21 protein-coding genes and 1 pseudogene are annotated in these 24227 nt (G+C 75.0%); 9 read left to right on the plus strand and 13 right to left on the minus strand.

The window, feature by feature from the left end; genetic code table 11:
- Window positions 1-1052, plus strand: a 1052-nt coding sequence (locus AB0G08_RS27790; protein ID WP_358093174.1) for an alpha/beta hydrolase, incomplete at its 5' end; no start/stop codon positions are given.
- A 63-nt stretch (window positions 1053-1115) separates the two neighbouring features.
- Here AB0G08_RS27790 and glmS read toward each other — a convergent pair.
- Complete coding sequence (glmS, locus tag AB0G08_RS27795; RefSeq protein ID WP_357880423.1) at window positions 1116-3029, minus strand: glutamine--fructose-6-phosphate transaminase (isomerizing); 1914 nt, start codon at window positions 3027-3029, stop codon at window positions 1116-1118.
- 204 nt (window positions 3030-3233) lie between these two features.
- Here glmS and AB0G08_RS27800 point away from each other — a divergent pair, with 204 nt between their 5' ends.
- Complete coding sequence (locus AB0G08_RS27800) at window positions 3234-4430, plus strand: pyridoxal phosphate-dependent aminotransferase (protein WP_358093177.1); 1197 nt, start codon at window positions 3234-3236, stop codon at window positions 4428-4430.
- A gap of 20 nt (window positions 4431-4450) precedes the next feature.
- Here the strand turns inward: AB0G08_RS27800 and AB0G08_RS27805 are convergent, their stop codons facing one another.
- Window positions 4451-5056: a PadR family transcriptional regulator gene (locus tag AB0G08_RS27805; protein ID WP_358093180.1), complete on the minus strand. Its 606-nt coding sequence runs from the start codon at window positions 5054-5056 to the stop codon at window positions 4451-4453.
- 95 nt (window positions 5057-5151) lie between these two features.
- Here AB0G08_RS27805 and AB0G08_RS27810 point away from each other — a divergent pair, with 95 nt between their 5' ends.
- Both AB0G08_RS27810 and AB0G08_RS27815 read left to right on the plus strand, forming a co-directional pair.
- On the plus strand, window positions 5152-7980 hold the full coding sequence (locus AB0G08_RS27810) for an FtsX-like permease family protein (protein WP_358093183.1): 2829 nt from the start codon (window positions 5152-5154) through the stop codon (window positions 7978-7980).
- A 2-nt stretch (window positions 7981-7982) separates the two neighbouring features.
- Window positions 7983-8732: an ABC transporter ATP-binding protein gene (locus AB0G08_RS27815; RefSeq protein ID WP_358093186.1), complete on the plus strand. Its 750-nt coding sequence runs from the start codon at window positions 7983-7985 to the stop codon at window positions 8730-8732.
- A 147-nt stretch (window positions 8733-8879) separates the two neighbouring features.
- Here AB0G08_RS27815 and glmM read toward each other — a convergent pair whose 3' ends face one another.
- The 7 genes from glmM to AB0G08_RS27850 all read right to left on the minus strand — a co-directional run bounded on the left by glmM (window position 8880) and on the right by AB0G08_RS27850 (window position 14600).
- Window positions 8880-10235 carry a phosphoglucosamine mutase gene (glmM, locus tag AB0G08_RS27820; protein WP_357880435.1) on the minus strand — a complete coding sequence of 452 codons (1356 nt, stop codon included), beginning with the start codon at window positions 10233-10235 and terminating at the stop codon, window positions 8880-8882.
- A gap of 110 nt (window positions 10236-10345) precedes the next feature.
- On the minus strand, window positions 10346-10813 hold the full coding sequence (gene rpsI, locus AB0G08_RS27825) for a 30S ribosomal protein S9 (RefSeq protein WP_121399850.1): 468 nt from the start codon (window positions 10811-10813) through the stop codon (window positions 10346-10348).
- A gap of 20 nt (window positions 10814-10833) precedes the next feature.
- The gene (gene rplM / locus AB0G08_RS27830) at window positions 10834-11277 is read right to left on the minus strand and encodes a 50S ribosomal protein L13 (protein ID WP_154941857.1); all 444 of its coding nucleotides are present in this window, start codon (window positions 11275-11277) and stop codon (window positions 10834-10836) included.
- 191 nt (window positions 11278-11468) lie between these two features.
- Window positions 11469-12845, minus strand: a complete 1377-nt coding sequence (locus AB0G08_RS27835; RefSeq protein WP_358093204.1) for a nitrate/nitrite transporter — start codon at window positions 12843-12845, stop codon at window positions 11469-11471.
- A 133-nt stretch (window positions 12846-12978) separates the two neighbouring features.
- A complete protein-coding gene (locus AB0G08_RS27840; RefSeq protein WP_358093189.1) occupies window positions 12979-13272 on the minus strand; it encodes a type II toxin-antitoxin system PemK/MazF family toxin in 294 nt (97 codons plus the stop codon).
- Complete coding sequence (locus tag AB0G08_RS27845) at window positions 13262-13519, minus strand: DUF6364 family protein (protein WP_088998395.1); 258 nt, start codon at window positions 13517-13519, stop codon at window positions 13262-13264. The genes AB0G08_RS27840 and AB0G08_RS27845 overlap by 11 nt, the downstream gene beginning before the upstream one ends.
- A gap of 364 nt (window positions 13520-13883) precedes the next feature.
- The gene (locus AB0G08_RS27850) at window positions 13884-14600 is read right to left on the minus strand and encodes a methyltransferase domain-containing protein (RefSeq protein WP_358093192.1); all 717 of its coding nucleotides are present in this window, start codon (window positions 14598-14600) and stop codon (window positions 13884-13886) included.
- 147 nt (window positions 14601-14747) lie between these two features.
- Here AB0G08_RS27850 and AB0G08_RS27855 point away from each other — a divergent pair, with 147 nt between their 5' ends.
- From AB0G08_RS27855 to AB0G08_RS27875, 5 genes are all read left to right on the plus strand, one after another.
- Entirely contained in the window at window positions 14748-16892 is a 2145-nt protein-coding gene (locus AB0G08_RS27855; protein WP_358093195.1) for a molybdopterin oxidoreductase family protein, read from the plus strand.
- Entirely contained in the window at window positions 16889-18328 is a 1440-nt protein-coding gene (locus tag AB0G08_RS27860) for an FAD-dependent oxidoreductase (RefSeq protein WP_358093198.1), read from the plus strand. The genes AB0G08_RS27855 and AB0G08_RS27860 overlap by 4 nt, the downstream gene beginning before the upstream one ends.
- Window positions 18329-18395: 67 nt before the next feature.
- On the plus strand, window positions 18396-20921 hold the full coding sequence (gene nirB / locus AB0G08_RS27865) for a nitrite reductase large subunit NirB (protein ID WP_358093201.1): 2526 nt from the start codon (window positions 18396-18398) through the stop codon (window positions 20919-20921).
- Window positions 20922-20979: 58 nt separating this feature from the next.
- Window positions 20980-21324, plus strand: a complete 345-nt coding sequence (gene nirD / locus AB0G08_RS27870; protein WP_358093207.1) for a nitrite reductase small subunit NirD — start codon at window positions 20980-20982, stop codon at window positions 21322-21324.
- Window positions 21325-22413 (plus strand): uroporphyrinogen-III synthase, encoded by a 1089-nt coding sequence (locus tag AB0G08_RS27875; protein ID WP_357883639.1) that lies wholly within the window; start codon window positions 21325-21327, stop codon window positions 22411-22413.
- Between the two features lie 27 nt (window positions 22414-22440).
- On the opposite strand, the gene AB0G08_RS27880 is transcribed toward AB0G08_RS27875, so the two are convergent.
- The 4 genes and pseudogenes from AB0G08_RS27880 to AB0G08_RS27895 form a co-directional block, all read right to left on the minus strand.
- Window positions 22441-23064 carry an ATP/GTP-binding protein gene (locus tag AB0G08_RS27880; protein WP_357883642.1) on the minus strand — a complete coding sequence of 208 codons (624 nt, stop codon included), beginning with the start codon at window positions 23062-23064 and terminating at the stop codon, window positions 22441-22443.
- The gene (locus tag AB0G08_RS27885) at window positions 23045-23410 is read right to left on the minus strand and encodes a DUF742 domain-containing protein (protein WP_091627805.1); all 366 of its coding nucleotides are present in this window, start codon (window positions 23408-23410) and stop codon (window positions 23045-23047) included. Before AB0G08_RS27885 ends, AB0G08_RS27880 begins: the two co-directional genes overlap by 20 nt.
- Before the next feature lie 89 nt (window positions 23411-23499).
- Window positions 23500-23907: a roadblock/LC7 domain-containing protein gene (locus AB0G08_RS27890; protein WP_067359650.1), complete on the minus strand. Its 408-nt coding sequence runs from the start codon at window positions 23905-23907 to the stop codon at window positions 23500-23502.
- A pseudogene (locus AB0G08_RS27895) lies at window positions 23904-24227 on the minus strand (ATPase); the annotation flags it as partial. The gene AB0G08_RS27890 and the pseudogene AB0G08_RS27895, both read right to left, overlap by 4 nt.

Raw genomic sequence — 24227 nt, forward strand, 5'->3', positions numbered from 1 at the left:
CCGACCCGGCCGCCGTGCGGGCGTGGTGGGCGGGGCTCGCCCCCGCGCAGCGCCGATGGCTGGTCGCGCACGAGCCGGGGCTGGTCGGCCGTCTCGACGGGGTGCCGGTGGCCGCCCGCGACCAGGCCAACCGGTTGCTGCTCGGGGCGCGGCGGGAGGAGCTGCTGGCCGCGCGGCGACGGCTGCTGGAGCGGGTGCCGCGCGGGCCGGTCGAGCTGGCCGGGCTGTCGCGCGTCGGGAAGTCGCTGGCGGGCCTGGACGCGCTGGCCGCCCGCCTGGCCGGCGACGAGCAGCCCCGGGCCTACCTGCTGGGGCTGGGCACGGCCGGAGAGGGACGGGCGGTGGTGACGCTGGGCAACCCGGACCGGTCGACCCGGGTGCTGACCTACGTGCCGGGGATGACCGCCGGCCTGCACGACGTGCCCGGCGAGCTGGGCCGGGCGGCCCGGGTGCTGTCCCGCTGCGGCGCGCTCGCCCCCGAGGAGGAGGCCGCCGCGGTGCTCTGGCTGGACTACGACGCCCCCGACTTCCTGCACGAGGCGGCGTGGCCGGGCCAGGCCCGCGACGCCGGCCCGGCGCTGCACCGGTTCCAGGAGGGGCTGCGGGAGACCCACGACGGGCCCCCGGGCCGGCAGACCGTGCTCGGACACAGCTACGGCTCGCTGGTGGTCGGCACGGCCGCCCGCGACCACGGGCTGGCCGCCGACGCGCTGGTCTTCGTCGGCTCGCCCGGGGTGGGGGTCGCGCACGCGGGCGAGCTGGGCGTGCCGGCCGGGCAGGTCTGGGCGAGCACCGCGCCGGACGACGTGATCCGGTGGGCCCGGCCGCCGGACGAGCTGGCCCGCCGGGCCCTGCTGGGCGCGTCGCCGGTCGGCCCGGCGATCGGGGCGCTGCTCGGCGCGCCGGAGCGCGAGCTGTGGTTCGGGCAGGACCCGTCCCACCCGGGTTTCGGCGGGCGTACGTTCCCCAGCGGCCGGCACGGGCACACCGGCTACTGGGCGGCCGACAACCCGGCCCTCGACGGGATGGCCCGGGTGGTGCTCGGGCGCTGACCCCGGACGCGGCGGGCCCCGCCCACCGACGCGGTGGACGGGGCCCGGCACGGGGCGGTACGGCTACTCGACCGTGACCGACTTGGCCAGGTTGCGGGGCTGGTCCACGTCGTGCCCCCGGGCGGCGGCGATCTCGGCCGCCAGCACCTGCAACGGCACGGTGGTGACCAGCGGCGCGAGCAGCGTCGGCGTGCGCGGGACGTAGATCAGGTGGTCGGCGTAGCGGACGACCGCCTCGTCGCCCTCCTCCGCGATCACGATGGTCCGGGCGCCGCGCGCCCGCACCTCCTGGATGTTGGAGACCACCTTGTCGTGCAGCATGCCCCGGCCGACCGGCGAGGGCACGATGCAGATCACCGGGGTGCCCTTGTCGATCAGCGCGATCGGGCCGTGCTTCAGCTCGCCGGCGGCGAAGCCCTCGGCGTGCATGTACGCCAGCTCCTTGAGCTTGAGGGCGCCCTCCAGGGCCACCGGGTAGCCCACGTGCCGGCCGATGAAGAGCACGGTCGGCTCGGCCTTCAGGTCGCGGGCCAGCTCGCGGACGGGCTCGATCCGGTCCAGCAGCTCGCGCAGCTTGCCCGGCATCTCCTGGAGCTGGGCGACCACGGCGGCCACCTCGTCGGCGAACTTGATGCCGCGCACCTGGGCCAGGTGCAGGCCGATCAGGTAGCAGGCGACGAGCTGGGTGAGGAACGCCTTGGTGGACGCGACGGCGATCTCCGGCCCGCCGTGGGTGTAGAGGACCGCGTCGGACTCCCGGGGGATGGTGGAGCCGTTGGTGTTGCAGATGGCCAGGACGCGGGCCTTCTGCTCCTTGGCGTGCCGCAGCGCCATCAGGGTGTCCATCGTCTCGCCGGACTGCGAGATCACGACGATCAGCGTGGAGCGGTCGAGGACCGGGTCGCGGTAGCGGAACTCGCTGGCGAGTTCCACCTCGCACGGGATCCGGGTCCAGTGCTCGATGGCGTACTTGGCGACCAGGCCGGAGTGGTAGGCGGTGCCGCAGGCGACGATGAAGATCTTGTCGACGTCGCGCAGGTCCTGGTCGCTGAGGCGGACCTCGTCGAGCATGATCTCGCCGGAGTCGGTGAGCCGGCCGAGCAGCGTGTCCGCGATGGCCTGCGGCTGCTCCTCGATCTCCTTGAGCATGAACCAGTCGTAGCCGCCCTTCTCGGCGGCGGAGGAGTCCCAGTCGATGTGGAAGTCCTTGCCGCTGGCGGGCTGGCCGGCGAAGTCGGTGATCTCGATGGTGTCGCCGGTGATCAGGACGATCTGGTCCTGGCCCAGCTCCACCGCCTCCCGGGTGTGCTCGATGAACGCGGCCACGTCGCTGGCGAGGTAGTTCTCCCCCTCGCCCCGACCGACCACCAGGGGCGAGTTGCGCCGGGCGCCGACGACCGCGCCGGGCACCGCGGCGTCGACGGCGAGCAGCGTGAACGCGCCCTCCAGCCGCTGGCAGACCACCCGCATGCCGGCGGCGAGCAGCTGCGGCCCGTCGGGGTGGCCGGCGGCGCGCAGGTCGGCCAGCGCGGCGGAGAGCAGGTGCGCCGCGCACTCGGTGTCGGTGTCGCTGGTGAACTGGACGCCGTCGGCCTCCAGCTCGGCGCGCAGCTTCGCGAAGTTCTCGATGATGCCGTTATGGATCACGGCGACGCGGCCGTCGGGGGCCAGGTGCGGGTGTGCGTTGCGGTCGGTCGGACCGCCGTGGGTGGCCCAGCGGGTGTGCCCGATGCCGGTGGTGCCGTCCCCGATGCCGATCGGGCTGGCCGCGCAGGACGTGGGATCCTCGGCGGCCCGCTCGGAGAGCACCTTCTCCAGGTTGGCCAGCTTGCCGGCCTTCTTCTCGGTCAGCAGCTGGCCGTCGCAGACGATGGCGACGCCGGCCGAGTCGTAGCCGCGGTACTCCAGCCGCCGCAGTCCGTCGAGCACGATGCCGAGCGCCGGGCGCGCGCCGGCGTAACCCACGATTCCACACATGTCCCGCAGCCTAACCTAGTTCCACTCATCGCGCGTGCGCGAAAGCCGGGTAAACGATCACCCGACTTGAGCGATCGGAGGGGAAGCGACACCCTCCGTGACATAACTCCGCCGGGCGAACGGGACGCCGGCGACCGTTCCGGGCGCGCGGCGGCGCCCCCGGCAGGGGTTGAAGCCGCGCCGGGAGTCCGTAGGCTGGCGGACGTGACGACCACCGCCGACGTCGACCCGCTGGTGGCCCGGATGCGCCCGTTCGGGACGACCATCTTCGCCGAGATGTCCGCCCTCGCCGTGCGCACCGGCGCGGTCAACCTCGGCCAGGGCTTCCCCGACACCGACGGGCCGCCGGAGATGCTCGCCGCCGCGGCCGAGGCGCTGCGCACCGGGCAGAACCAGTACCCGCCGGGTCCGGGCGTCCCGGCGCTGCGCGCGGCGGTGGCCGCGCACCAGCGCCGGTTCTGGGGGCTGGAGTACGACCCCGACGGCGAGATCGTGGTGACGGCGGGCGCCACCGAGGCGATCGCCGCCACCATCCTCGGGCTCTGCGAGCCGGGCGACGAGGTGATCTGCTTCGAGCCGTACTACGACTCGTACGCCGCCTCGATCGCGCTGGCCGGCGCGGTCCGGCGCCCCGTCACGCTGCGCCCCGCCGCCGACGGCCGGTACGCCTTCGACCCGGCCGCCCTGCGCGCCGCGTTCGGCCCGCGCACCCGGCTGGTGCTGCTGAACTCGCCGCACAACCCGACCGGCAAGGTGTTCAGCCCCGACGAGCTGGCCCTGGTCGCCGAGCTGTGCCGGGAGCACGGCGCGTACGCGGTGACCGACGAGGTGTACGAGCACCTCGTCTTCACCGACGCCGCCACCCCGCACGTCCCGCTGGCCACGCTGCCCGGGATGCGCGAGCGGACCCTGCGCATCTCGTCGGCCGGCAAGACGTTCTCCTGCACGGGCTGGAAGGTCGGCTGGGTGAGCGGGCCGGCGGCGCTGGTCTCGGCGGTGCTGCGGGTGAAGCAGTTCCTCACCTTCGTCAACGCCGCGCCGCTCCAGCCGGCGGTCGCGGTCGCGCTGGCCCTGCCGGACGCCTACTTCGCCGACTTCCGCGCCGGCATGCAGGCCCGCCGGGACCAGCTCGTCGGCGGGCTCACCGACGCCGGGTTCCAGGTGCTCCCGCCGGAGGGCACCTACTTCGTCACCGCCGACGTCACCAGCCTGGGCGGGCGGGACGGGGTGGAGTTCTGCCGGTCGCTGCCCGAGCGGTGCGGCGTGGTGGCCGTGCCGACGCAGGTCTTCTACGACGACGCCGAGGCCGGCCGGCACCTGATCCGCTTCGCCTTCTGCAAGCGCCCCGAGGTGCTGACCGAGGCCGTCACCCGGCTGCGCCGGCTGACGGACGCGCGGTGACCGACGCGTACGCCTGACCGTCAGCCGGCCGCCCGGGTCGGGCCGGTCCCCCGCTCCGCCGGCACCCCCTCGGAGCGGAGCGTCCGGAGCCGGGCGAGCACCGCGCCGCCGTCGGCGAGCAGCACCCCCTCCGCGTCGTCGACGAAGGCCAGGTCGGCCTCGACGTGCCGACTCGCCGCCGAGAGCAGCAGGCCGACCACCGGGTCGTCGGCGCGCCGACGCAGCCCGTCGAGGTTGCGCAGCTCCCGCATCAGGTGACCGCGCTGGTTGCCGAGCACCGTCCGCACCGTGGCCGGCTCGCCGGCGCGGGCCGCGGCGGTCACCTTGAGGAAGAAGTCGTCCCGGAACCCACCGCTGCGCGGGCTGGGCTCGGCCAGCCAGCGGTCCAGCTCGGCCCGGCCGTCCGGGGTGATCTCGTAGACGACCCGGTCGGGCTTGACCGGCTGGGGCTGCCGTTCGGCGACCACCAGGCCGTCCCGGGAGAGCCGGTCGAGGATCTGGTAGAGGTGCCCGATGTTGAGCGGTCCCCACTGCGGGCCCACCGCCTCCTCGAAGGCGCCCTTCAGCTCGTAGCCGTAGCTGGGGCCGCCGGCCAGCAGGGCCAGGACCGCGTGCTGTATCGCCACCGTCTCCTCCGATCCGGCCCGGGCTCGCGCCGACAGGGCCTTGCATTGTCACAATGTATCGCGCACAGTGTGCTCAGCACACGGGGAGGCGCGACATGCTCGACATCATCTGGAAGCAACTTCGCGGCCGTGCGGGACGGTCGGTGGCGCTGCTGCTCGGCGTGCTGGTGGCGACCACCGGCTTCGTCGTCCTGACCGGCGCCACCACCACCTCCCGGCTCGACGTCACCGGCGCCGTCGAACGGAACACCGAGGCCGCCTACGACATCCTGGTCCGCCCGAAGGGCGCGCGCACCCCGCTGGAGGCCGAGCGCCGGCTGGTCCAGCCCAACTACCTCTCCGGCCTCTTCGGCGGCATCACCACCGCGCAGTACGACCAGGTGAAGGCGGTCGCGGGGGTGGACGTCGCCGCCCCCATCGCCATGCTCGGCCACTCCACCGCCCCGGTGCCGACCCCGCTGGACCTGACCGGGGCGGTCGACCGGTCGCTCGACCGGCAGGTCATCCGCGTCGATCCCCGGTTCGTCGCCGAGCGCGGGCTCTCCGGCACGCCGGGCCGACCCCGCTTCGTGTACGTCACCACCCACCCGTTGATCTACCCCCGCATCGACCTGCGTCATACCAGCGACGCCACCCTGTACACCGACGGGCGCTCCTATCCGTGGTCCGGCACGTGCGGGCCGGCGCCCCGCGAGGTGCTGCCCGACGGCCGCACCCGGGCCGTCTGCGACCCCCGGTACACCCTGGGCAGCCCGGGCGCGTACTCGGAGCGCGAGGAGTGGTCGCTGGTGGCCGTACGGCTGCTCCCCGACGGCCGGTTCGAGGCCGGCGCGGGCGTCCTCGCCGGCGGCGGGTCGGGCACCTCGTCCACCTCGGACCGGCTGCGGATCGCGGTCCACCTGACGGTGCCGCTCCTGCTCGCCGCCGTGGACCCGGCCGCCGAGGACCGCCTCGTGGGCCTCGGCGGAGCGGTGGTCGACGGGCGGGCACTGGGCCCGGACGACACGGCGACCGCCAGGCGGGCGGGCTCCGGGGAGATCCTCACCGTGCCGGTGCTCGCGACCAGCAGCCCCTTCGTCGACGAGGAACTGCGTGCCAGCTTCACGCGGCTGCCCGCGGCCCGTCCGGCCGGTGTCGACCTCGTCGAGCTCGAACGGGCCCTGGGACGCGGTCCCGCGCTCCCCGCCGGCGACGCCCGCCACGACGTCGCCGCCGGCTGGCGCACCTGGCTCTCCACGGGCCTCTCTCCGACCGGCTGCTGCTTCGGCCAGCTCCAGACGATGGTGCAGGCCGGGCCGACGCGCTACGACCGGCTGCCCGACGGCACGCTGCGGGTCGACGCGCTCCCGGCGGCCGATCCGACGGTGTACGGCGACCGGTTCACGTACAACCCCTTCCCGCGTCCCTGGCTGGCCGAGGACACGGGGGCGCGGTCGCTGCGCAAGGTCCCGCTGAAGAGGGACGCGTCGGGCAACCCGTACCGGGGCTGGCGGGCCGTGGGGGTCTTCGACCCGACGAAGCTGACCGGCTTCAGCGACCTCGGGCGGGTGCCGCTGGAGACGTACGAGCCACCGTCGGCGCAGGGCGCGGACGCCCGCAGCCGCGACGCCCTGGGCGGCCGTCCGCTGGAGCCGGGCGGCAACCCGGCCGGGCACCTCGCGGCCCCGCCGCTGCTGCTGACCAGCCTCGACAGCGTGCCGAAGCTGCTGGCGGGCGGCGGCAGTCCGCAGGCGAAAGCCCCGATCAGCGCGATCCGGGTCCGGGTCGCCGACGTGGGCGGATACAACGACCGGGCCGCCGAGCAGGTCCGACTGGTCGCCGAGCGGATCGCCCAGGTCACCGGGCTCGACGTCGACATCACGCTCGGCTCGTCGCCCACCCCGCAGGCCGTGGAGCTGCCCGCCGGGTCGTTCGGCCGGCCGACGCTGCGGCTGACGGAGAACTGGTCGGCGCTCGGGGTCGCCTCGGTGATCACCAAGGCGGTGGACCGCAAGAGCGTCGCGCTCTTCGTGCTGGTGCTGGTGGTCTGCGCGCTCTTCCTCGGCAACGCGGTCGCCGCCGCCGTCCGGGACCGCCGGTCCGAGCTGGCGGTGCTCGCCTGCCTGGGCTGGCCGGCCCGGCGGATCGGCGCGCTGATCCTCGGCGAGGTCGCCGCCCTCGGGCTGGCCGCCGGGCTGCTCGCCCTGGCGCTGGCGGTCCCGCTCGGGGTCGCGCTCGGCATCGACGTCGGATGGCGGCGGGCGCTGCTGGCCGTGCCGGTGGCCCTGCTGCTGGCGCTGGTCGCGGGCCTGACGCCGGCCCTGCGGGCCGCGCGCGCCCACCCGGCCGCCGCGCTGCGCCCGGCGGTGGCAACGGCCCGCTGGGTACGCCGGCCGCGCACCCTGGCCGGCCTGGCCCTGGCCAACCTGGCCCGCACGCCCGGCCGCACCCTGCTCGGCGCCGGCGCGCTGGCCATCGGGGTGGCCGCGCTGACCCTGGTCGCCGCCGCCGGGTACGCGTTCCGCGGCGCCATCGTCGGCAGCCTGCTCGGCGACACGGTGTCGCTGAGTGTGCGGGGCGCGGACACCATGGCCGCCGTCGCGACGGTGCTGCTCGGCGCCGCCGCGGTCGCCGACGTGCTCTACCTGAACATCCGGGACCGGGCCGCCGAGCTGGCCACCCTGCGCGCGGTCGGCTGGAGCGACGCCGCGCTGGGCCGCCTGATCGCCTACGAGGGGCTGGCCCTCGGAGTGCTCGGCGCGGTCACCGGCGCCGGCCTCGGCCTGGCCGGGGCGGCCTGGCTGGTCGGCGCCCTGCCCGGCACGTTGGTCACGGTCGCCGCGCTGGTGGCGGTGGCCGGTGTCCTGGTCACCTCGATGGCCGCCCTGGTCCCGGCCGCGCTGCTGCGCCGGCTGCCGACCGCACGACTGCTCGCGGAGGAGTGACGATGGAGACGACGACGGTGGGCAGCACGGTCCGGGTCGCCGGGCTGGCCCGACGGTTCGGTGCCGGCCCGCAGCAGGTGACCGCGGTCGACGACGTGTCCCTGGAGATTCCGGCCGGTGCGGTGGTGGCGCTGACCGGGCCCAGCGGCTCCGGGAAGTCGACGCTGCTGCACATGATCGGGGCGATCGAGCAGGTCGACGCCGGCACGATCACCGTGGACGAGCTGGAGATCACCGGGCTCGGCCGGTCCGCCCTGACGCGGTACCGGCAGCGGGTGGGCTTCGTCTTCCAGCGCTACCACCTGCTGCCAGCGCTGACCGTGCTGGACAACGTGATCGCGCCGGTGCTGCCCCGCCGGGGGCGGGCCGACCACGCCGCGCGGGCCCGGGAGCTGCTCGACGCGGTGGGCCTGGCCGGGCGGGAGCGGGCCCTGCCGGCCCAGCTCTCCGGCGGCCAGCAGCAGCGGGTCGCGATCGCCCGGGCGCTGATGGGCTCCCCCGGGCTGCTGCTCGCCGACGAGCCGACCGGCAATCTCGACTCGGCCACCGGCGGTCAGATCCTCGACCTGCTGCTGGACCTGCGCGACCGGCACGGCATGACGATCCTGCTCGCGACCCACGAGCGGGCGATAGCGGCCCGGTGCGACCGGCTGATCCGCCTCGGCGACGGGCGGATCGTCGAGGACGTGGACCTCACCGACGGCGAGGACCCGGCGGCGACCTTCCAGCGCGCCGCCGGCCTGCGCCTGTAGGGGCGTTTCCGGACGGAGGGCGAGGCCGGCCCCTCCTCGGCGCACCTCCACGCCGGATCGCCACCGAGGTCTCCGACCGCGCCCGCCCGGCTGAGCAAAGGCGTCGGCCCGGGCCCGCCGGTGACGGGTCCGGGCCGACGAGGAAGGTCAGGCGGTCGGGCTGGCGGTGCGGACCTGCTCGGCGATGCGCTCGGCGACGCTGCGGGCGGTCTGCTCGGTGGCGGCCTCGACCATCACCCGGACCAGGGGCTCGGTGCCGGACGGGCGCAGCAGCACCCGGCCGGTCTCCCCCAGCTCCGCCTCGGCCCGCTCGACCTCGGCCCGGACGGCGGGCGCGGCCGCGCCGACCGTTCGGTCGCCGACGGGGACGTTGATCAGCACCTGCGGCAGCCTGGTCACCACGGCGGCCAGCTCCGCGAGGGACTTCCCGGTGGCGGCGATCCGGGACATCAGGTGCAGCCCGGTCAGCACGCCGTCGCCGGTGGTGGCGTACGCGGGCATCACGATGTGCCCGCTCTGCTCGCCGCCGAGCGCCAGCCCGGACGCGCGCAGCTCCTCCAGCACGTACCGGTCGCCGACCTTGGTCTCCAGGAGCCGGATGCCCTGCGCGGACATGGCCAGCCGCAGGCCGAGGTTGCTCATCACGGTGGCGACCAGGGTGTCGTCGGTGAGGGTGCCGGCGTCCCGCATGGCGAGCGCGAGGATGGCCATCACCTGGTCGCCGTCGACCTCGTCGCCGTCGGCCGTCACCGCGACGCAGCGGTCGGCGTCGCCGTCGTGGGCGATGCCCAGGTGCGCGCCGTGCTCCACCACGGCGGCCCGCAGGGCCTCGATGTGGTTGGAGCCGCACTCGTCGTTGATGTTGAGGCCGTCCGGCTCGGCGTAGATGGCGACGACCTCGGCCCCGGCCTCCCGGTACGCCACCGGCGCCACCTCGGCCGCCGCGCCGTTGGCGCAGTCGACCACGACCTTGAGCCCGTCGAGGCGGTGCGGCACGGTGCCGATCAGGTGCTGCACGTAGTGGTCGGCGCCGTCGAGCAGGTCGTGCACCCGCCCGACGCCGGCGCCGATCGGCCGCTTCCAGGCGGTGGTGGCGTTCGCCTCGACGGCCGCCTCGATCTGCATCTCGATCTCGTCCGGCAGCTTGTGCCCGCCAGCGGCGAAGAGCTTGATCCCGTTGTCGGGCATCGGGTTGTGCGAGGCGGAGAGCATCACCCCGAGGTCGGCCTTGGCCTCGGCGGTGAGGAACGCCACGGCCGGGGTGGGCAGCACGCCCACCCGGACCACGTTGGCGCCGGCGCTGGTGAGCCCGGCGACCACGGCGGCCTCCAGCATCTCGCCGCTGGCCCGGGTGTCCCGCCCGACCACGGCCAGCGGGGGATGGCTCCGGTCCGACTCGGCGAGTGTGTGCGCGGCGGCCACCGCCACCGCCAGCGCCAACTCAGGCGTGAGATCCGCGTTCGCCCGCCCGCGTACGCCGTCCGTGCCGAACAACCGGCCCATACCCGCCAACCTCCGATGAAACGGTCCAGGAAAGGCGAACGGCCGGGCCACCTCCCGTCGAGGGGAGGTGAACCCGGCCGTCCGTCAGAAGTACAACGCGCAGCTGTTGATCAGCGCTTCGAGTACTGGGGAGCCTTACGGGCCTTCTTGAGGCCGTACTTCTTGCTTTCCTTGACCCGGGCGTCCCGGGTGAGGAAGCCGGCCTTCTTCAGCGCCGGACGGTCGTCCGGCTCGCTGACGATGAGGGCCCGGGCGATGGCCAGCCGGAGCGCGCCGGCCTGACCGGTGGTGCCGCCGCCACGCAGGTTGGCGATGACGTCGAAGGCTTCCGGCTTCTCGGCGGTGACCAGCGGGTCCTTGATCAGCTGCTGGTGCACCTTGCTCGGGAAGTAGGCCTCGAGGTCACGGCCGTTGCACGTGATCTTGCCGCTGCCGGGGACGATACGCACCCGGACGATGGCCTCCTTGCGCCGACCCACGGTCTGGATCGGGCGGTCACCACGCGGCGCGCGGGCGACGGGCGCCGGCGCCTCGGTGGCCTCCTCGGGGGCAACCTCGGTCTCGGTGATGTCGGTCATGCTGTTTCCTTCGCCCGCGCTCACTGCGCGATCTGCTTGATCTCGAACGGCACCGGCTGCTGCGCGCCGTGCGGGTGCTCGGCACCGGCGTAGACCTTCAGCTTCTTGATGAGCTGACGGCCGAGCTTGTTGTGCGGGAGCATGCCCTTGACGGCCAGCTCGATGGCCCGCTCGGGACGCTTGGTCAGCAGCTCGTCGTAGCCGACCTGCTTCAGACCGCCCGGGTAGCCGGAGTGGCGGTAGGCGATCTTGGTCTGGCGCTTGTTGCCGGTCAGCGCGACCTTGCCCGCGTTCACGATGACGACGAAGTCGCCCGTGTCGACGTGCGGCGCGAAAGTCGGCTTGTGCTTGCCGCGCAGCAGCGTGGCGGCGTGGGTGGCCAGGCGGCCCAGCACGACATCAGAGGCGTCGATGACGTGCCACTGACGCTCGATCTCACCCGGCTTCGGGCTGTACGTACGCACAGGTATACCTTGTCTCGTCGTCGGTCTGGGGTCGCGCGCCGAGGTTACCGGGCGCGCACGAACGACCAAGCGTACCTCAGGCGGCACGCCTCTGGATGTCGTACAACAGCAGGCAACGATACCCGCCGCCCCGTCGGCAGGTCAAAACGGGGTACCGCCCCCACCTGGGCCCCGAGGATACCTGGCGGGCGTCACACCCCGGTCAGCCGGTGCGGGCCCGGGCGCAGGTAGACCAGCCAGGTCACCCCGAAACAGACCGCGTACGCGGCGATGAAGGCGACGTACGCCGCGTCCGCGCTGCCCCCGGTCAGGAACGACTGCCGGAAGGCGATGTTCACCAGCACCCCGCCGGAGGCGCCGACCGCCCCGGCGATGCCGATCAGCGAGCCGGTCATCCGCCCGGCCCAGCGCTGCGCCGCGGCCGCCTCCCGCCGACCGGCGTCCACCTCGGCCGTCGCCCGCGCCCGGAAGATCGCCGGGATCATCTTGTACGTCGAGCCGTTGCCGATCCCGGAGAAGACGAAGAGCGACAGGAAGCCGAGCAGGTAGAGCCCGAACGACCGCTCCCGGGCGGCGAAGAGCACCAGCGAGGCGCCGGCCGCCATCGCGACGAAGTTCCAGAAGGTCACCCGGGCCCCGCCGAGGCGGTCGGCGAGGTGCCCGCCGACCGGCCGGACCAGCGAGCCGACCAGCGGGCCGAGGAAGGTGAGCCAGGCGGCGTCGACCGGGGTCGGGAAGCGCTCGGCGAACTGGAGCTGGAGCACCTGGCCGAAGGCGAAGCCGAAGCCGATGAAGGAGCCGAAGGTGCCGATGTAGAGCAGCGACATGACCCAGGTGTGCGGATCGCGGGCGGCCTCGCGCAGCGCGCCGGGCTCGTTGCGCGCCCCGGGGATGTTGTCCAGTCCGCGCGCCGCGGCGAACGCGGCCAGCACGATCAGCGGCAGGTAGACGGCCGGCACCAGGCGGGGGTACGCGGCGCCCGCGGTCGCCAGCACCGCCAGGCCGACCAGTTGCACCGCCGGCACGCCGAGGTTGCCGCCGCCGGCGTTGAGCCCGAGCGCCCGCCCCTTGAGCCGTTGGGGGTAGAAGAGGTTGATGTTCGCCATCGAGGAGGCGAAGTTGCCCCCGCCGACGCCGGTCAGGCAGGCCAGCACCATCAGGGTCGAATAGGAGACGCCGGGCTCCAGCAGCACCGTCATCGGCACGGCCGGCACGAGCAGCAGCAGCGCGCTGACGATCGTCCAGTTCCGTCCGCCGAAGCGGGCCACGGCCAGCGTGTAGGGCAGCCGCAGCGCCGCCCCGAGGGCGGCCGGCACGGCGGTGAGCAGGAACTTCCCCGCCGGGTCGATACCGTATTCCGGGCCGAGGAAGAGCACCATCACCGACCAGAGGCTCCACACGGAGAAGCCCACGTGCTCGGCGAGGATCGAGACCCAGAGGTTGCGGCGGGCGACCGGCGCCCCGGTCGTACGCCAAAACTCGGGGTCCTCGGGCCGCCAGTCGTCGACGCGGTGCCGGCGGGCGGCGGCCGGCGGAGCGTCCTCGGTCGGGGGTGTGGTGGGGGCCAGTGTGCTCACGGCGACTCCTCCTCGTCGGTGCGACCTGGAGGAACGCTAGGAACCGGGGGTTACCCGACCGTGCCCGTCGCGGGTCGGGCCGGAAACGGAGACCGCACCGCGGGCGGATGCCACCGGTGAGATGTCAGAGCTGTTGCAGGATGCGCAGTGCCCGGCCGACCCGGAGCATGGTCTCGGTGTCGGCGACGTCCACGCACTCGGTGAACCACTTCTTCATCGGCGAGGAGATCCGGTCGGGCATCACCACGTAGGCGCCCATCGGCACCGCCAGGGGCGAGTCGCGCAGCAGCGCCTCCTCGACCACCTCGGCCACGATCACGATCGGCACGTCGGTGGAGTTGTAGACGTCGGAGCTGATCACCAGCCCGAGCCGTTCCCGGGCGCCGTCGATGCGCCAGACCTCGCCCCTACGCAGCACGCGGGCGTCCGCCGAAGAGCACGTCGTCGACCATGCCCACCTCGCGGGCGTCCGCGAGGGCGGCGGCTTCGAGGTCGAGCCCGGCACGGCCGACGGCGGCGGCGTGCGCGGTGAAGACCTCGCGCAGCGCCTTCTCCCGGGCCGCCTGGTCCATCCACGCCGACAGGGAGAGCCCTTCGCGTTTGGCGAACCGCCGGGCCTCCTCGATCGTCTCGTCCGAGAACGACAGGGTCACCTTGGCAGTCATGCCAGGCAGACTACCCACCGGTATGACCGGCAGTCATCCCGTCGGGGGCGGCTATTCGCCCGGCCGGCGAACCAGACAAATCAACCAGCCAGCCCTCGCGGCATGTGGTCGACACGCGCCAGCATCACCCCGCGCCCGCCCGGTCCCCCTGCTGGTGGGGTGGACGCTGTCGAGCTGCCCCATCTGTGCGACCAGCGGAGCCGGTCCTCATCCACGGGGGCAGCTCGACAGTCCCGCGCCCGGGCACCGCCCCACCCACAGGGGCAGGTCGACAGTCCCGCAGGGCCCGGGCACCGCCCCACCTACAGGGGCAGCTCGACAGTCCCGCACACCCACATGCCCGGTCCCCGAGGCCGCCGCCCGGTCAGCCGGCCGCGTCGGCGTCAGGCCCGCGCCGGCCGCCGAACACGGCAAACCGCCACTGCTTGAAGAAGCAGTCGACGTCGACCAGGCCCGCCTCGGCCAGCCAGCGGCACTGCGCGGCGACCGGCGCCGGCCGGTCGTACGCCATCCGGCCCTCGGCGGCGGCGACCTCGTCGGCGTCGGAGCCCAGCGCGGCCACCTGCGCCAGCCACACCTCGTGGTAGCGCCGGTCCAGCGCCGGGGTGGGGCCGGCGACCTGCTCGGCGTTGACGAAGACGCCGCCTGGCGCCAGCGCCGCGGGCACCCGCCGGTAGAGCTCGCGCTTGCCGGCGTCGTCGAGGTGGTGCACGGCCAGGGCGCTGACCACCGCGTCGTAGCGGCCGGCCGGCAGCGGGTCGGCCAGGTCGGCCAGGACCGTCCGGTGCGCCACCCCGCGGGCGCCCAGGTGGTCGGCGGCGACGGCGAGCATGGCCGGCGCGGCGTCGATGAGGGTCAGCCGGACCCCCGGCACCGCCGCGGCGAGCAGGAGTGACAGCAGCCCGGTGCCCGCGCCCAGGTCCAGCACCTCGGGGGTACGCCCCGCGGCGAGCGCGGCCCGCAGCGGCGGCGCGGCCACCTCGACGGCGGTGCCGTAGAAGGCGTCGAAGCAGGGCACCAGGCGTCGGCGGGCCTCGTCGTAGCTGCCGGCCACCGCGTCGAAGACCCCGGCCACACCCATCCACGCCTCCCAAATATCAGGACAGTATTCCCACATTGTAAACGCCGCGAGTCGGCCCGGTGCCCCCGTGCGGTGTGAGCGGCTCTTGACAGGACCGAAACAAACGGGACCCGGACCGGAAACCGCCCCCCGGCACGCTTTGCCGACATGACAGACGGTGCACACGCGGCGACCGGACCGGGGCCGACGCCCCGGGAGGTGGCGACGCACTGCCCGTACTGCGCCCTCCAGTGCGGGATGACGCTGCGCGAGGAGTCCGCCCGGGTGACGGTGCTCCCCCGGCAGTTCCCCACCAACCGGGGCGGCCTCTGCCAGAAGGGCTGGACCGCCGCCGAACTGCTCGACCACCCCGAGCGGCTGACCACCCCGCTGCTGCGGGACCCGGTCGGCGGCGAGCTGCGCCCGGCGAGCTGGGACGCGGCCCTCGACCGGATCGTCACCGGCCTGCGCACCGTCCAGGCGGGACACGGGCGGGACGCGGTGGCCGTCTTCGGCGGTGGCGGGCTCACCAACGAGAAGGCGTACGCGCTGGGGAAGTTCGCCCGGGTCGCGCTGCGCACGAGGCACATCGACTACAACGGACGGTTCTGCATGTCCTCGGCGGCGGCGGCCGGTACGCGCGCCTTCGGCATCGACCGGGGCCTGCCGTTCCCGCTGGCCGACCTGGGCCGGGCCGACGCGCTGCTGCTGGTCGGCGCGAACCCGGCGGAGACCATGCCCCCGCTGGTGCGCTGGCTGACCGAGCAACGCGAGCGCGGCGGCAGGCTGATCGTGGTCGACCCCCGGGTCACCGCCACCGCCCGCCAGGCCGACCTGCACCTGCAACCCCTGCCCGGCACCGACCTGGCGGTGGCGAACGCGCTGCTGCACGTCGCGCTCACCGAGGGCTGGGTCGACCGGGACTACGTGGCCGACCGCACCACCGGGTTCGAGGCGGTCCGCCGCGCCGTCGCCGGCTGGTGGCCGGCCCGCGCCGAGGCGCTCTCCGGGGTGCCGGTGGCCGACCTGGAGGCGACCGCCCGGGCCCTCGGCACCGCCGAGCGCGTGATCATCCTGACCGCGCGCGGCGCCGAGCAGCACGCCAAGGGCGTCGACACGGTCACCGGCTTCGTCAACCTGGCGCTCGCCCTCGGGCTGCCCGGCCGCCCCGGCTCCGGCTACGGCTGCCTCACCGGGCAGGGCAACGGGCAGGGCGGGCGGGAGCACGGGCAGAAGGCCGACCAGCTGCCCGGCTACCGCAGGATCGACGACCCGGCCGCCCGGGAGCACGTCGCCGGGGTCTGGGGGGTGCCGGCCGAGGAGCTGCCCGGGCCGGGCGTGCCGGCGTACCAGCTACTGGACTCGCTGGGCACGCCCGCCGGGCCGAAGGCGCTGCTGGTCTTCGGCTCCAACCCGGTGGTCTCCGCGCCCCGCGCCGCCCGGATCGAGCGCCGGCTGCGCGACCTCGACCTGCTCGTGGTCGCCGACTTCCTGCTCTCCGAGACGGCCGCGCTCGCCGACGTGGTGCTGCCCACCGCCCAGTGGGCCGAGGAGGACGGCACGATGACCAACCTGGAGGGCCGGGTGCTGCGCCGCCGCGCGCTGCGCCCACCGCCTGCCGGCGTCCGTACCGACCTGGAGATCCTCGCCGGCCTGGCGGACCGGCTTGCCGCCCCGGACCGGTCCGGGGCCGCCGCCCCGGCGGGCCGGTTCCCCACCGACCCGCGGGTCGTCTTCGCCGAGCTGCGGCGGGCCTCGGCCGGCGGGACCGCCGACTACGCCGGGGTGAGCTGGGCGCGGATCGACGAGCGCGACGGGGTGTTCTGGCCCTGCCCGGCCGAGGACGGCCCGGACACCCCCCGGCTCTTCGCCGACCGCTTCGCCACCCCCGACGGGCGGGCCCGGTTCCACGCCGTGGAGCACCGGCCGGCGGCGGAGGAGGTGTGCGCCGAGTACCCGCTGCACTTCACCACCGGCCGGGTGCTCGCCCAGTACCAGTCGGGCACCCAGACCCGCCGGGTCGCCGCGCTGCGCCGGGCCGCCCCGGACGCGTTCGTCGAGCTGCACCCCGACCTGGCCGGGCGGCTCGGCATCGGCGACGGCGAGCCGGTGCGGGTGGTCTCCCGCCGTGGTGAATTCCGCGCGCCGGCCCGGCTCAGCGCCGCCATCCGGCCGGACACCGTCTTCGCGCCGTTCCACTGGGGCGGCGCCGCGCGGGCCAACTCGGTCACCAACGACGCCGTCGACCCGGTCTCCGGGATGCCGGAGTTCAAGATCTGCGCCGTCCGGCTGGAGAGGGTGGAGCGACGATGAGCGAGCGGATCGTGGTCATCGGCAACGGGATGGCCGGCTCCCGGTTGGTCGGCGAGCTGCACGCCCGGGGCGGGGACCGGAAGGTCACCGTGCTCGGCGCGGAGCCGCACCGGGCGTACAACCGGATCATGCTCTCCACCCTGCTGGCGGGCAGGATCGGCGAGCCGGACGTGGAGCTGGCCGAGGCCGCCGGGCAGGGCGTCGACCTGCGTACCGGGGTGACGGTCACCGCCATCGACCGCGCCGCCGGGACGGTCCACACCGACGACGGCGACCGCGTCGCGTACGACCACCTGGTGCTCGCCACCGGCAGTCGGGCCGTGGTGCCCCCGCTGCCCGGGCTGGACGGGCCCGAGCTGCCGGCACGGGTGGCGCCCTTCCGCACCCTGGACGACTGCCGGCGGATCCTCGCCGTGGCAGACGGCGCACGCAGCGCCCTGGTGCTCGGCGGCGGGCTGCTCGGGCTGGAGGCGGCCCGCGGGCTCGCCGCCCGGGGCCTCGACGTCGGGGTGGTGCACCCGGTGCCGTACCTGATGGAACGGCAGCTCGACCCGGCCGGGGCGGCCGTGCTGGCCGGCACGCTCGCCGGCCTCGGGGTGACCACCCACCTGGCCGTCGCGGCCACCGGGGTGGTCGCGGACGCCGACGGGGTACGCCTCGACCTGGCCGACGGCCGCTCGCTCACCGCCGACCTGCTGGTCCTCTCCTGCGGGGTACGCCCCGACACCGCCCTCGCCCGCGCGGCCGGGCTGGCCGTGGAGCGGGGCGTGCTGGTCGACGACCGGCTGCGCACCGACGACCCGCGGATCTCGGCGATCGGCGACTGCGCCCAGCACGACGGCGCGCTCACCGGCCTGGTCGCCCCGGCCTGGGCGCAGGCCCGGGTGGTGGCGCAGGTGCTCACCGGCGAGGACGCCGGGGCCCGCTACCGGCCCCGGCCCGCGGTGACCCGGCTCAAGGCCGCCGGCATCGACCTCGCCGCCATGGGCGACCCGGGCGACGGCGGCACCGGCGAGGAGCTGACCTTCGCCGACCCGGCCCGGGGCACGTACGCGCGGCTGCGCATCCACGACGAGCGGCTGACCGCCGCGATCCTGCTCGGCGACAACCCGGCGGTCGGCACGGTCATCCAACTCTTCGACCGGGGCCAGCCGGTGCCGGCCGACCGGCGCTCCCTGCTGCTCGGCCGGGCGTTCGGCGCGACGGCGGGCGCGCAGGCCGCGACGCCGGCGCTGATGCCGGACGCGGCGACCGTCTGCCAGTGCAACGACGTCAGCAAGGGAGCGCTGGTGGGCTGCTGGCGTTCCGGGGCCCGGACGGTCGACGCCGTGGTCGCCGCGACCCGGGCCGGCACGGGGTGCGGCGGCTGCCGGGACGCGGTCGCCGGCATCGTCGACTGGCTGTCCGAAGTGGATTCAGTGGAGGTGGCGCCATGAGCGAGCGAATCGGCGGACCCGGTGCGAACGTGCCGCACGACGGCACGCAGCGGAGCGGAGGGCCGGCATGAGCGAGCGAGGCGGCAGGCTGGTCGTCGTCGGCAACGGCATGGTCGGGCAGCGCTTCGTCGACGCGCTGCGCGCCCGCGACCCCGAGGGGCGGTGGCGGGTGACCGTGCTCGCCGAGGAGACCCGCCCGGCGTACGACCGGGTGCGGCTCTCGGCGTTCTTCGACGGGGTCGGCGCCGAGGAGCTGAACCTGCACACCCCCGACGACGGGGTGGAGCTGCGCCTGGGCGAGCCGGCCACCGGGATCGACCGGGAGCGGCGGCTGGTGCGCACGGCGACCGGCGAGCACCCGTACGACGCCCTGGTGCTGGCCACCGGCTCGTACGCCTTCGTGCCGCCGGTGGACGGCGCGACCCTGCCCGGGGTCTTCGTCTACCGGACGCTGGCCGACCTGGAGGCGATCCGGGAGCACGCGCGGGGACGGCGCACCGGGGCGGTGGTCGGCGGCGGGCTGCTCGGGCTGGAGGCGGCGAACGCGCTGCGGCTGCTCGGGCTGCACACCAGCGTGGTGGAGTTCGCGCCCCGGCTGATGCCGGTGCAGGTGGACACGGCCGGCGGCGCGATGCTCCGCCGGTACGTCGACGAGCTGGGCGTCGCCACCCACCTGGGCGTCGCCACCACCGCCGTCCGGCCCGGCCCCGACGGCACGGTCGCCGGGCTGGAGCTGGCCGACGGGACCGTGCTCGACGCCGAGCTGGTGGTGGTCGCGGCCGGCATCCGGCCCCGCGACGAGCTGGCCCGGGCGGCCGGTCTCGCCCTGGGCCCGCGCGGCGGCGTGCTGGTCGACGACGCCTGCCGGACCGCCGACGAGCGGATCTGGGCGGTCGGCGAGTGCGCGGCCGTCGACGGCACCTGCCACGGCCTGGTCGCCCCCGGGTACGCGATGGCCGAGGTGGTCGCCGACCGGCTGGTCGGCGGGGCGGCCACCTTCCCCGGCGCGGACACCGCCACCAAGCTCAAGCTGCTCGGCGTGGACGTGGCCTCGTTCGGCGACGCGCACGGCGCCACGCCGGGCTGCCTCGACGTGACGTTCACCGACCCGGCCACCCGGGTCTACGCCAAGCTGGTCCTCTCCGACGACGCGCAGACCCTGCTCGGCGGGGTGCTGGTCGGCGACGCCGGCGCGTACCCGACGCTGCGGGCCAGCGTGGGCGGCCCGCTGCCCGCTCCCCCGCTGGCACTGCTCGCGCCCGCCGGCGCGCCGGGCGCGGGCGCCGGCGCGCTGCCCGCCGCCGCGCAGGTCTGCTCGTGCAACGCGGTGACCCGCGCCGACATCGACGACGCGATCGCCGGCGGCTGCGCGGACGTGCCGGCGCTGAAGGCGTGCACCCGGGCGGGCACCAGCTGCGGCTCCTGCGTGCCGATGCTCAAGCAGCTCCTCGACGCGGCCGGGGTCCGGCAGTCGACGGCGCTCTGCGAGCACTTCGACGCCAGCCGGCAGGAGCTGTTCGACATCGTCCGGGTGCGCGGCATCCGCACCTTCTCGCAGCTCGTCGCCGAGCACGGCCGGGGGCGCGGCTGCGACATCTGCAAGCCGGTGGTCGCCTCGATCCTCGCCTCCCTCGGCACCGGCCACGTGCTGGACGGGGAGCAGGCGTCGTTGCAGGACACCAACGACCACTTCCTGGCCAACCTGCAACGCGACGGCAGCTACTCGGTGGTGCCCCGGATCCCCGGCGGCGAGATCACCCCGGAGAAGCTCATCGTGATCGGCGAGGTGGCCCGGGACTTCCGGCTCTACACGAAGATCACCGGTGGGCAGCGGATCGACCTGTTCGGGGCCCGGGTCGAGCAGCTGCCGCAGATCTGGCGCCGGCTGGTCGACGCCGGCTTCGAGTCCGGCCACGCGTACGGCAAGGCGCTGCGCACGGTGAAGTCCTGCGTCGGCGAGACCTGGTGCCGGTACGGGGTGCAGGACTCGGTCGGGCTGGCCATCGCCCTGGAGCTGCGCTACCGGGGGCTGCGTGGCCCGCACAAGATCAAGTCGGCGGTGTCGGGCTGCGCCCGCGAGTGCGCCGAGGCACGCAGCAAGGACTTCGGCATCATCGCCACCGAGACCGGCTGGAACCTCTACGTCGGCGGCAACGGCGGCTTCCGGCCCCGGCACGCCGACCTCTTCGCCACCGACCTGTCCACCGAGGCGCTGGTCCGGCTGGTCGACAGGTTCCTGATGTACTACGTCCGCACCGCCGACCGCCTGCAACGCACCGCCGCCTGGATCGAGGCGATGGAGGGCGGGCTGGACCACCTCCGCGCGGTGATCGTGGACGACTCGCTCGGCCTGTGCGCCGAACTCGACGCCGCCATGGCCCGGCACGTCGCCTCGTACTCGGACGAGTGGCGCGAGGTGCTGGAGGACCCGGTACGGCTGCGCCGCTTCGCCTCCTTCGTCAACGCCCCCGGGGTGCCGGACCCGTCCATCACGTTCGCGCTCGAACGGGGCCAGCCGGTCCCGGTGGGCCGGGCACCGGCCGACGAGGGCCGGCAGCCCGTCGCGCTGGGCATGCCGGAGGTGCGGCGATGACCACCACGACGCCCGGACTGCTGGAGGTACGGCGATGACCGTCACGATGACGACGACGATGCCCGCCACGACGCGCGCCTGGACGCCGGTCTGCCCGCTCGACCGGCTGGAGCCCGAGCGGGGCGTCGCCGCGCTCGTCGACGGCGTGCAGGTGGCCCTGTTCCGCACCGCCGACGGGCTGTTCGCCGTCGACAACCGCGACCCGGTCGCCGGGGCGTACGTGTTGTCGCGCGGGATCGTCGGCAGCCGGGGCGGGGTGCCGACGGTCGCCTCGCCGCTGCACAAGCAGGTGTACGACCTGCGCACCGGGGTCTGCCTGGACCTGCCCGGCGTCGCCGTGCCCCGGCACGACGTGCGCTGCCGGGACGGCCTGGTCGAGGTGCGGCTGCGACAGGAGGGGTGAATGCGCGACGAACTGGCCGGCTTCACCATCGGGGTGACCGCCGACCGCCGGCGGGACGAACTCGCCGCGCTGCTCCAACGGCGGGGCGCCCGGGTGGTGATCGCCCCGGCCCTGCGGATCGTGCCGCTGGCCGACGACACCGACCTGCGGGAGGCCACCCGGGCCTGCCTGGAACGGCCGCCCGACGTCCTCATGGCCAACACCGGCATCGGGATGCGCGGCTGGCTGGAGGCGGCCGAGGGCTGGGGGCTGGCCGAGCCGCTGCGCGGCGTGCTCGCCGACGCGTACGTGGTGGCCCGGGGGCCCAAGGCGCGCGGGGCCATCCGGGCCGCCGGCCTGCACGACCAGTGGTCACCGGACTCGGAGAGCTGCGAGGAGGTGATCGAGCACCTGTGCCGGCGCGGAGTGGCCGGGCAGGTGATCGCCATGCAGCTGCACGGCGAGCGGCAGCCGGAGTGCACGCTGGCGCTGGAGGCGGCCGGGGCCACCGTGATCGAGGTGCCCGTCTACCGCTGGGCGCCGCCGACCGACCCGGCCCCGCTGCACCGGCTCATCGACCTGGTCGCCGGCCGGCTGGTCGACGCGGTCACCTTCACCTCGGCCCCGGCGGCCGAGGCGCTGCTGCGCGCCGCCGGGGACCGCTCCGACGCGGTGCTGGACGCGTTCCGGGGCGACGTGCTCGCCAGTTGCGTGGGCGCGGTCACCGCGGAGCCGCTGCTGCGGCGCGGGGTCCCGGTCAGCGCGCCGGCCCGGGCCCGCCTGGGCGCCCTGGTCCGGACCATCGTCGACGAACTGCCGCGCCGGACGGTCACCCTGAAGGTGGCCGGTCACCTGCTCACGCTGCGCGGGCACGCCGCCGTGGTCGACGGCGAGCTGCGCCCGCTCGCGCCGGCGCCGATGGCGGTGCTGCGGGCGCTGTGCGGCTCGCCCGGCCGGGTGCTGTCCCGCACCGCCCTGCTGCGCACGCTGCCGCGCGGCGCCGACGAGCACGCCGTGGAGATGGCGGTGGCCCGGCTGCGCGCCGGGTTGCGCGCGCCCCGGGTGGTGCAGACGGTCGTCAAGCGCGGCTACCGCCTCCGGGTCGACTGACCCGACCCGGAGGCGGCGCCGTTGCGCTCAGCCGACCGGCGCCGGGTAGCCCCGGCCCTGCTCGGCCTCGAGGCGGAGCATGGCGTGCTCCACGACGGTCACCAGCACCTGCTTCACCGCGTCGCGGTGCCGGGCGTCGGTCAGCACCAGCGGGACGTCCGGCGAGATGGCCAGCGCCTCGCGGACCTCCTCCAGCTCGTACTGCGGCGCGCCGTCGAAGCGGTTCAACGCCACGACGTACGGCAGCCGGCGGTTCTCGAAGTAGTCCAGCGGCGCGAAGGCGTCGGTGATCCGGCGGGTGTCCACCAGCACGGCCGCCCCCACCGCGCCCTTGATGATCTCGTCCCACATGAACCAGAACCGGGTCTGGCCCGGCGTGCCGAAGAGGTACAGGATCAGGTCCTCGGCCATGGTGATGCGGCCGAAGTCCATGGCGACCGTGGTGGTCTGCTTCTCCGGCACCTTGGACGGGTCGTCGATGCCGACACCGGCTGCGGTCATCACCGCCTCGGTTCTCAGCGGGGTGATCTCCGAGATCGCGCCGACCAGGGTCGTCTTGCCCACGCCGAAGCCGCCCGCGACCACGATCTTCGCGGAGATGATTCCCCGGTTTCGGCGGGCCCCGGCGGGGTCATAGCCTGCGAAGTCCACTTAGCACCCTTCCAAGGATTTCCATCCGCTCCTCGAACCCCTCGGCGGGAGCGGCAGTGTGTAGCGTCAGCAGGCTCTCGGCCACCATGTCGGCGACCAGCACCCGGGTGACGCCCAGCGGCATCCGGGTGTACGCGGAGATCTCGGCCAGCGACTGTGCCCGGCCCTCACAAACGGTGGCGATGCGGTGCTTGTCGTGCCCCGCGAAGCGTGCCTCCGCGGCCTGGGTCGGGCTGGCCGTCAGGACCGCCTCCAGGGCGATGTCCATTCGGGCCTCGGTCCGGCCGCGGGTGACCGCGTACGGCCGTACCAGCGCACCACGTGGGTCCACGCGCCGTTGGTCCATCGACGATCACCTCCTCTCCCGGCCGGGCCCCTGGTCGGGCGCCGGATCCTCTCGTTCCTGGCGACGCGCGGCCCGCACGTCGCGCCCCGCTAGGACCGCACCGCGTCCCGGGGCAGCGGCACCAGCGCCGCACCGACGCGCTCGACCAGCAGCGCCATCTCGTAACCCACCTGGCCGACGTCGCAGCTGCGGGCCGCCAGCACGGCCATCGACGAGCCGTCGCTGATCGACATCAGGAACAGGTAGCCGCTGTCCATCTCGATGACCGTCTGGAGCACACCGCCGGCGCTGAACATCCGGGCGGCGCCCTCCGTCAGGCTGACCACGCCCGAGGTGATCGCCGCGAGCTGGTCCGCCCGGTCCGCGGGCAGGTCCCGCGAGGAGGCGAGCAGCAGCCCGTCGGCGGACACCGCCACCACGTGGGCGATCCCCGCCACGCTGTCGGCGAAGTTGGTGAGCAACCAACTCATGTCCTGCATGGCCGCTGGCCTGTTCATCGACTCGTCTCCTTGGTCGAGGTGCTGTTCTGGTCCGTGCCGGCCGCCCGGCCGCGCTGCACGCCGCGGTGGTAGGCCGACAACAGGCCCCGAACTTCGTCCGGGGTACGCCGGCTGCGGTCGCGGCCGCCCCGGGGCTCGATCCCGCCGGGCACGAGCTGTGCCTGCGGCTGCCGCTTGGGCAGCCCCGAGCGGGTGGTGCCGGCGGTGGCGGGGGCCGCCGCCCGGCTGGCCCGGGACCAGCCCTCGTCTGCCGCCGTGCGCCAGGCGTCCGCGTCGGCCGCGGGCGCGTCCGCGACCGGCGCCGCGGGGGGCGCCGC

It is taken from the genome of Micromonospora sp. NPDC023644, assembly GCF_040640115.1.
Taxonomy (GTDB): domain Bacteria; phylum Actinomycetota; class Actinomycetes; order Mycobacteriales; family Micromonosporaceae; genus Micromonospora.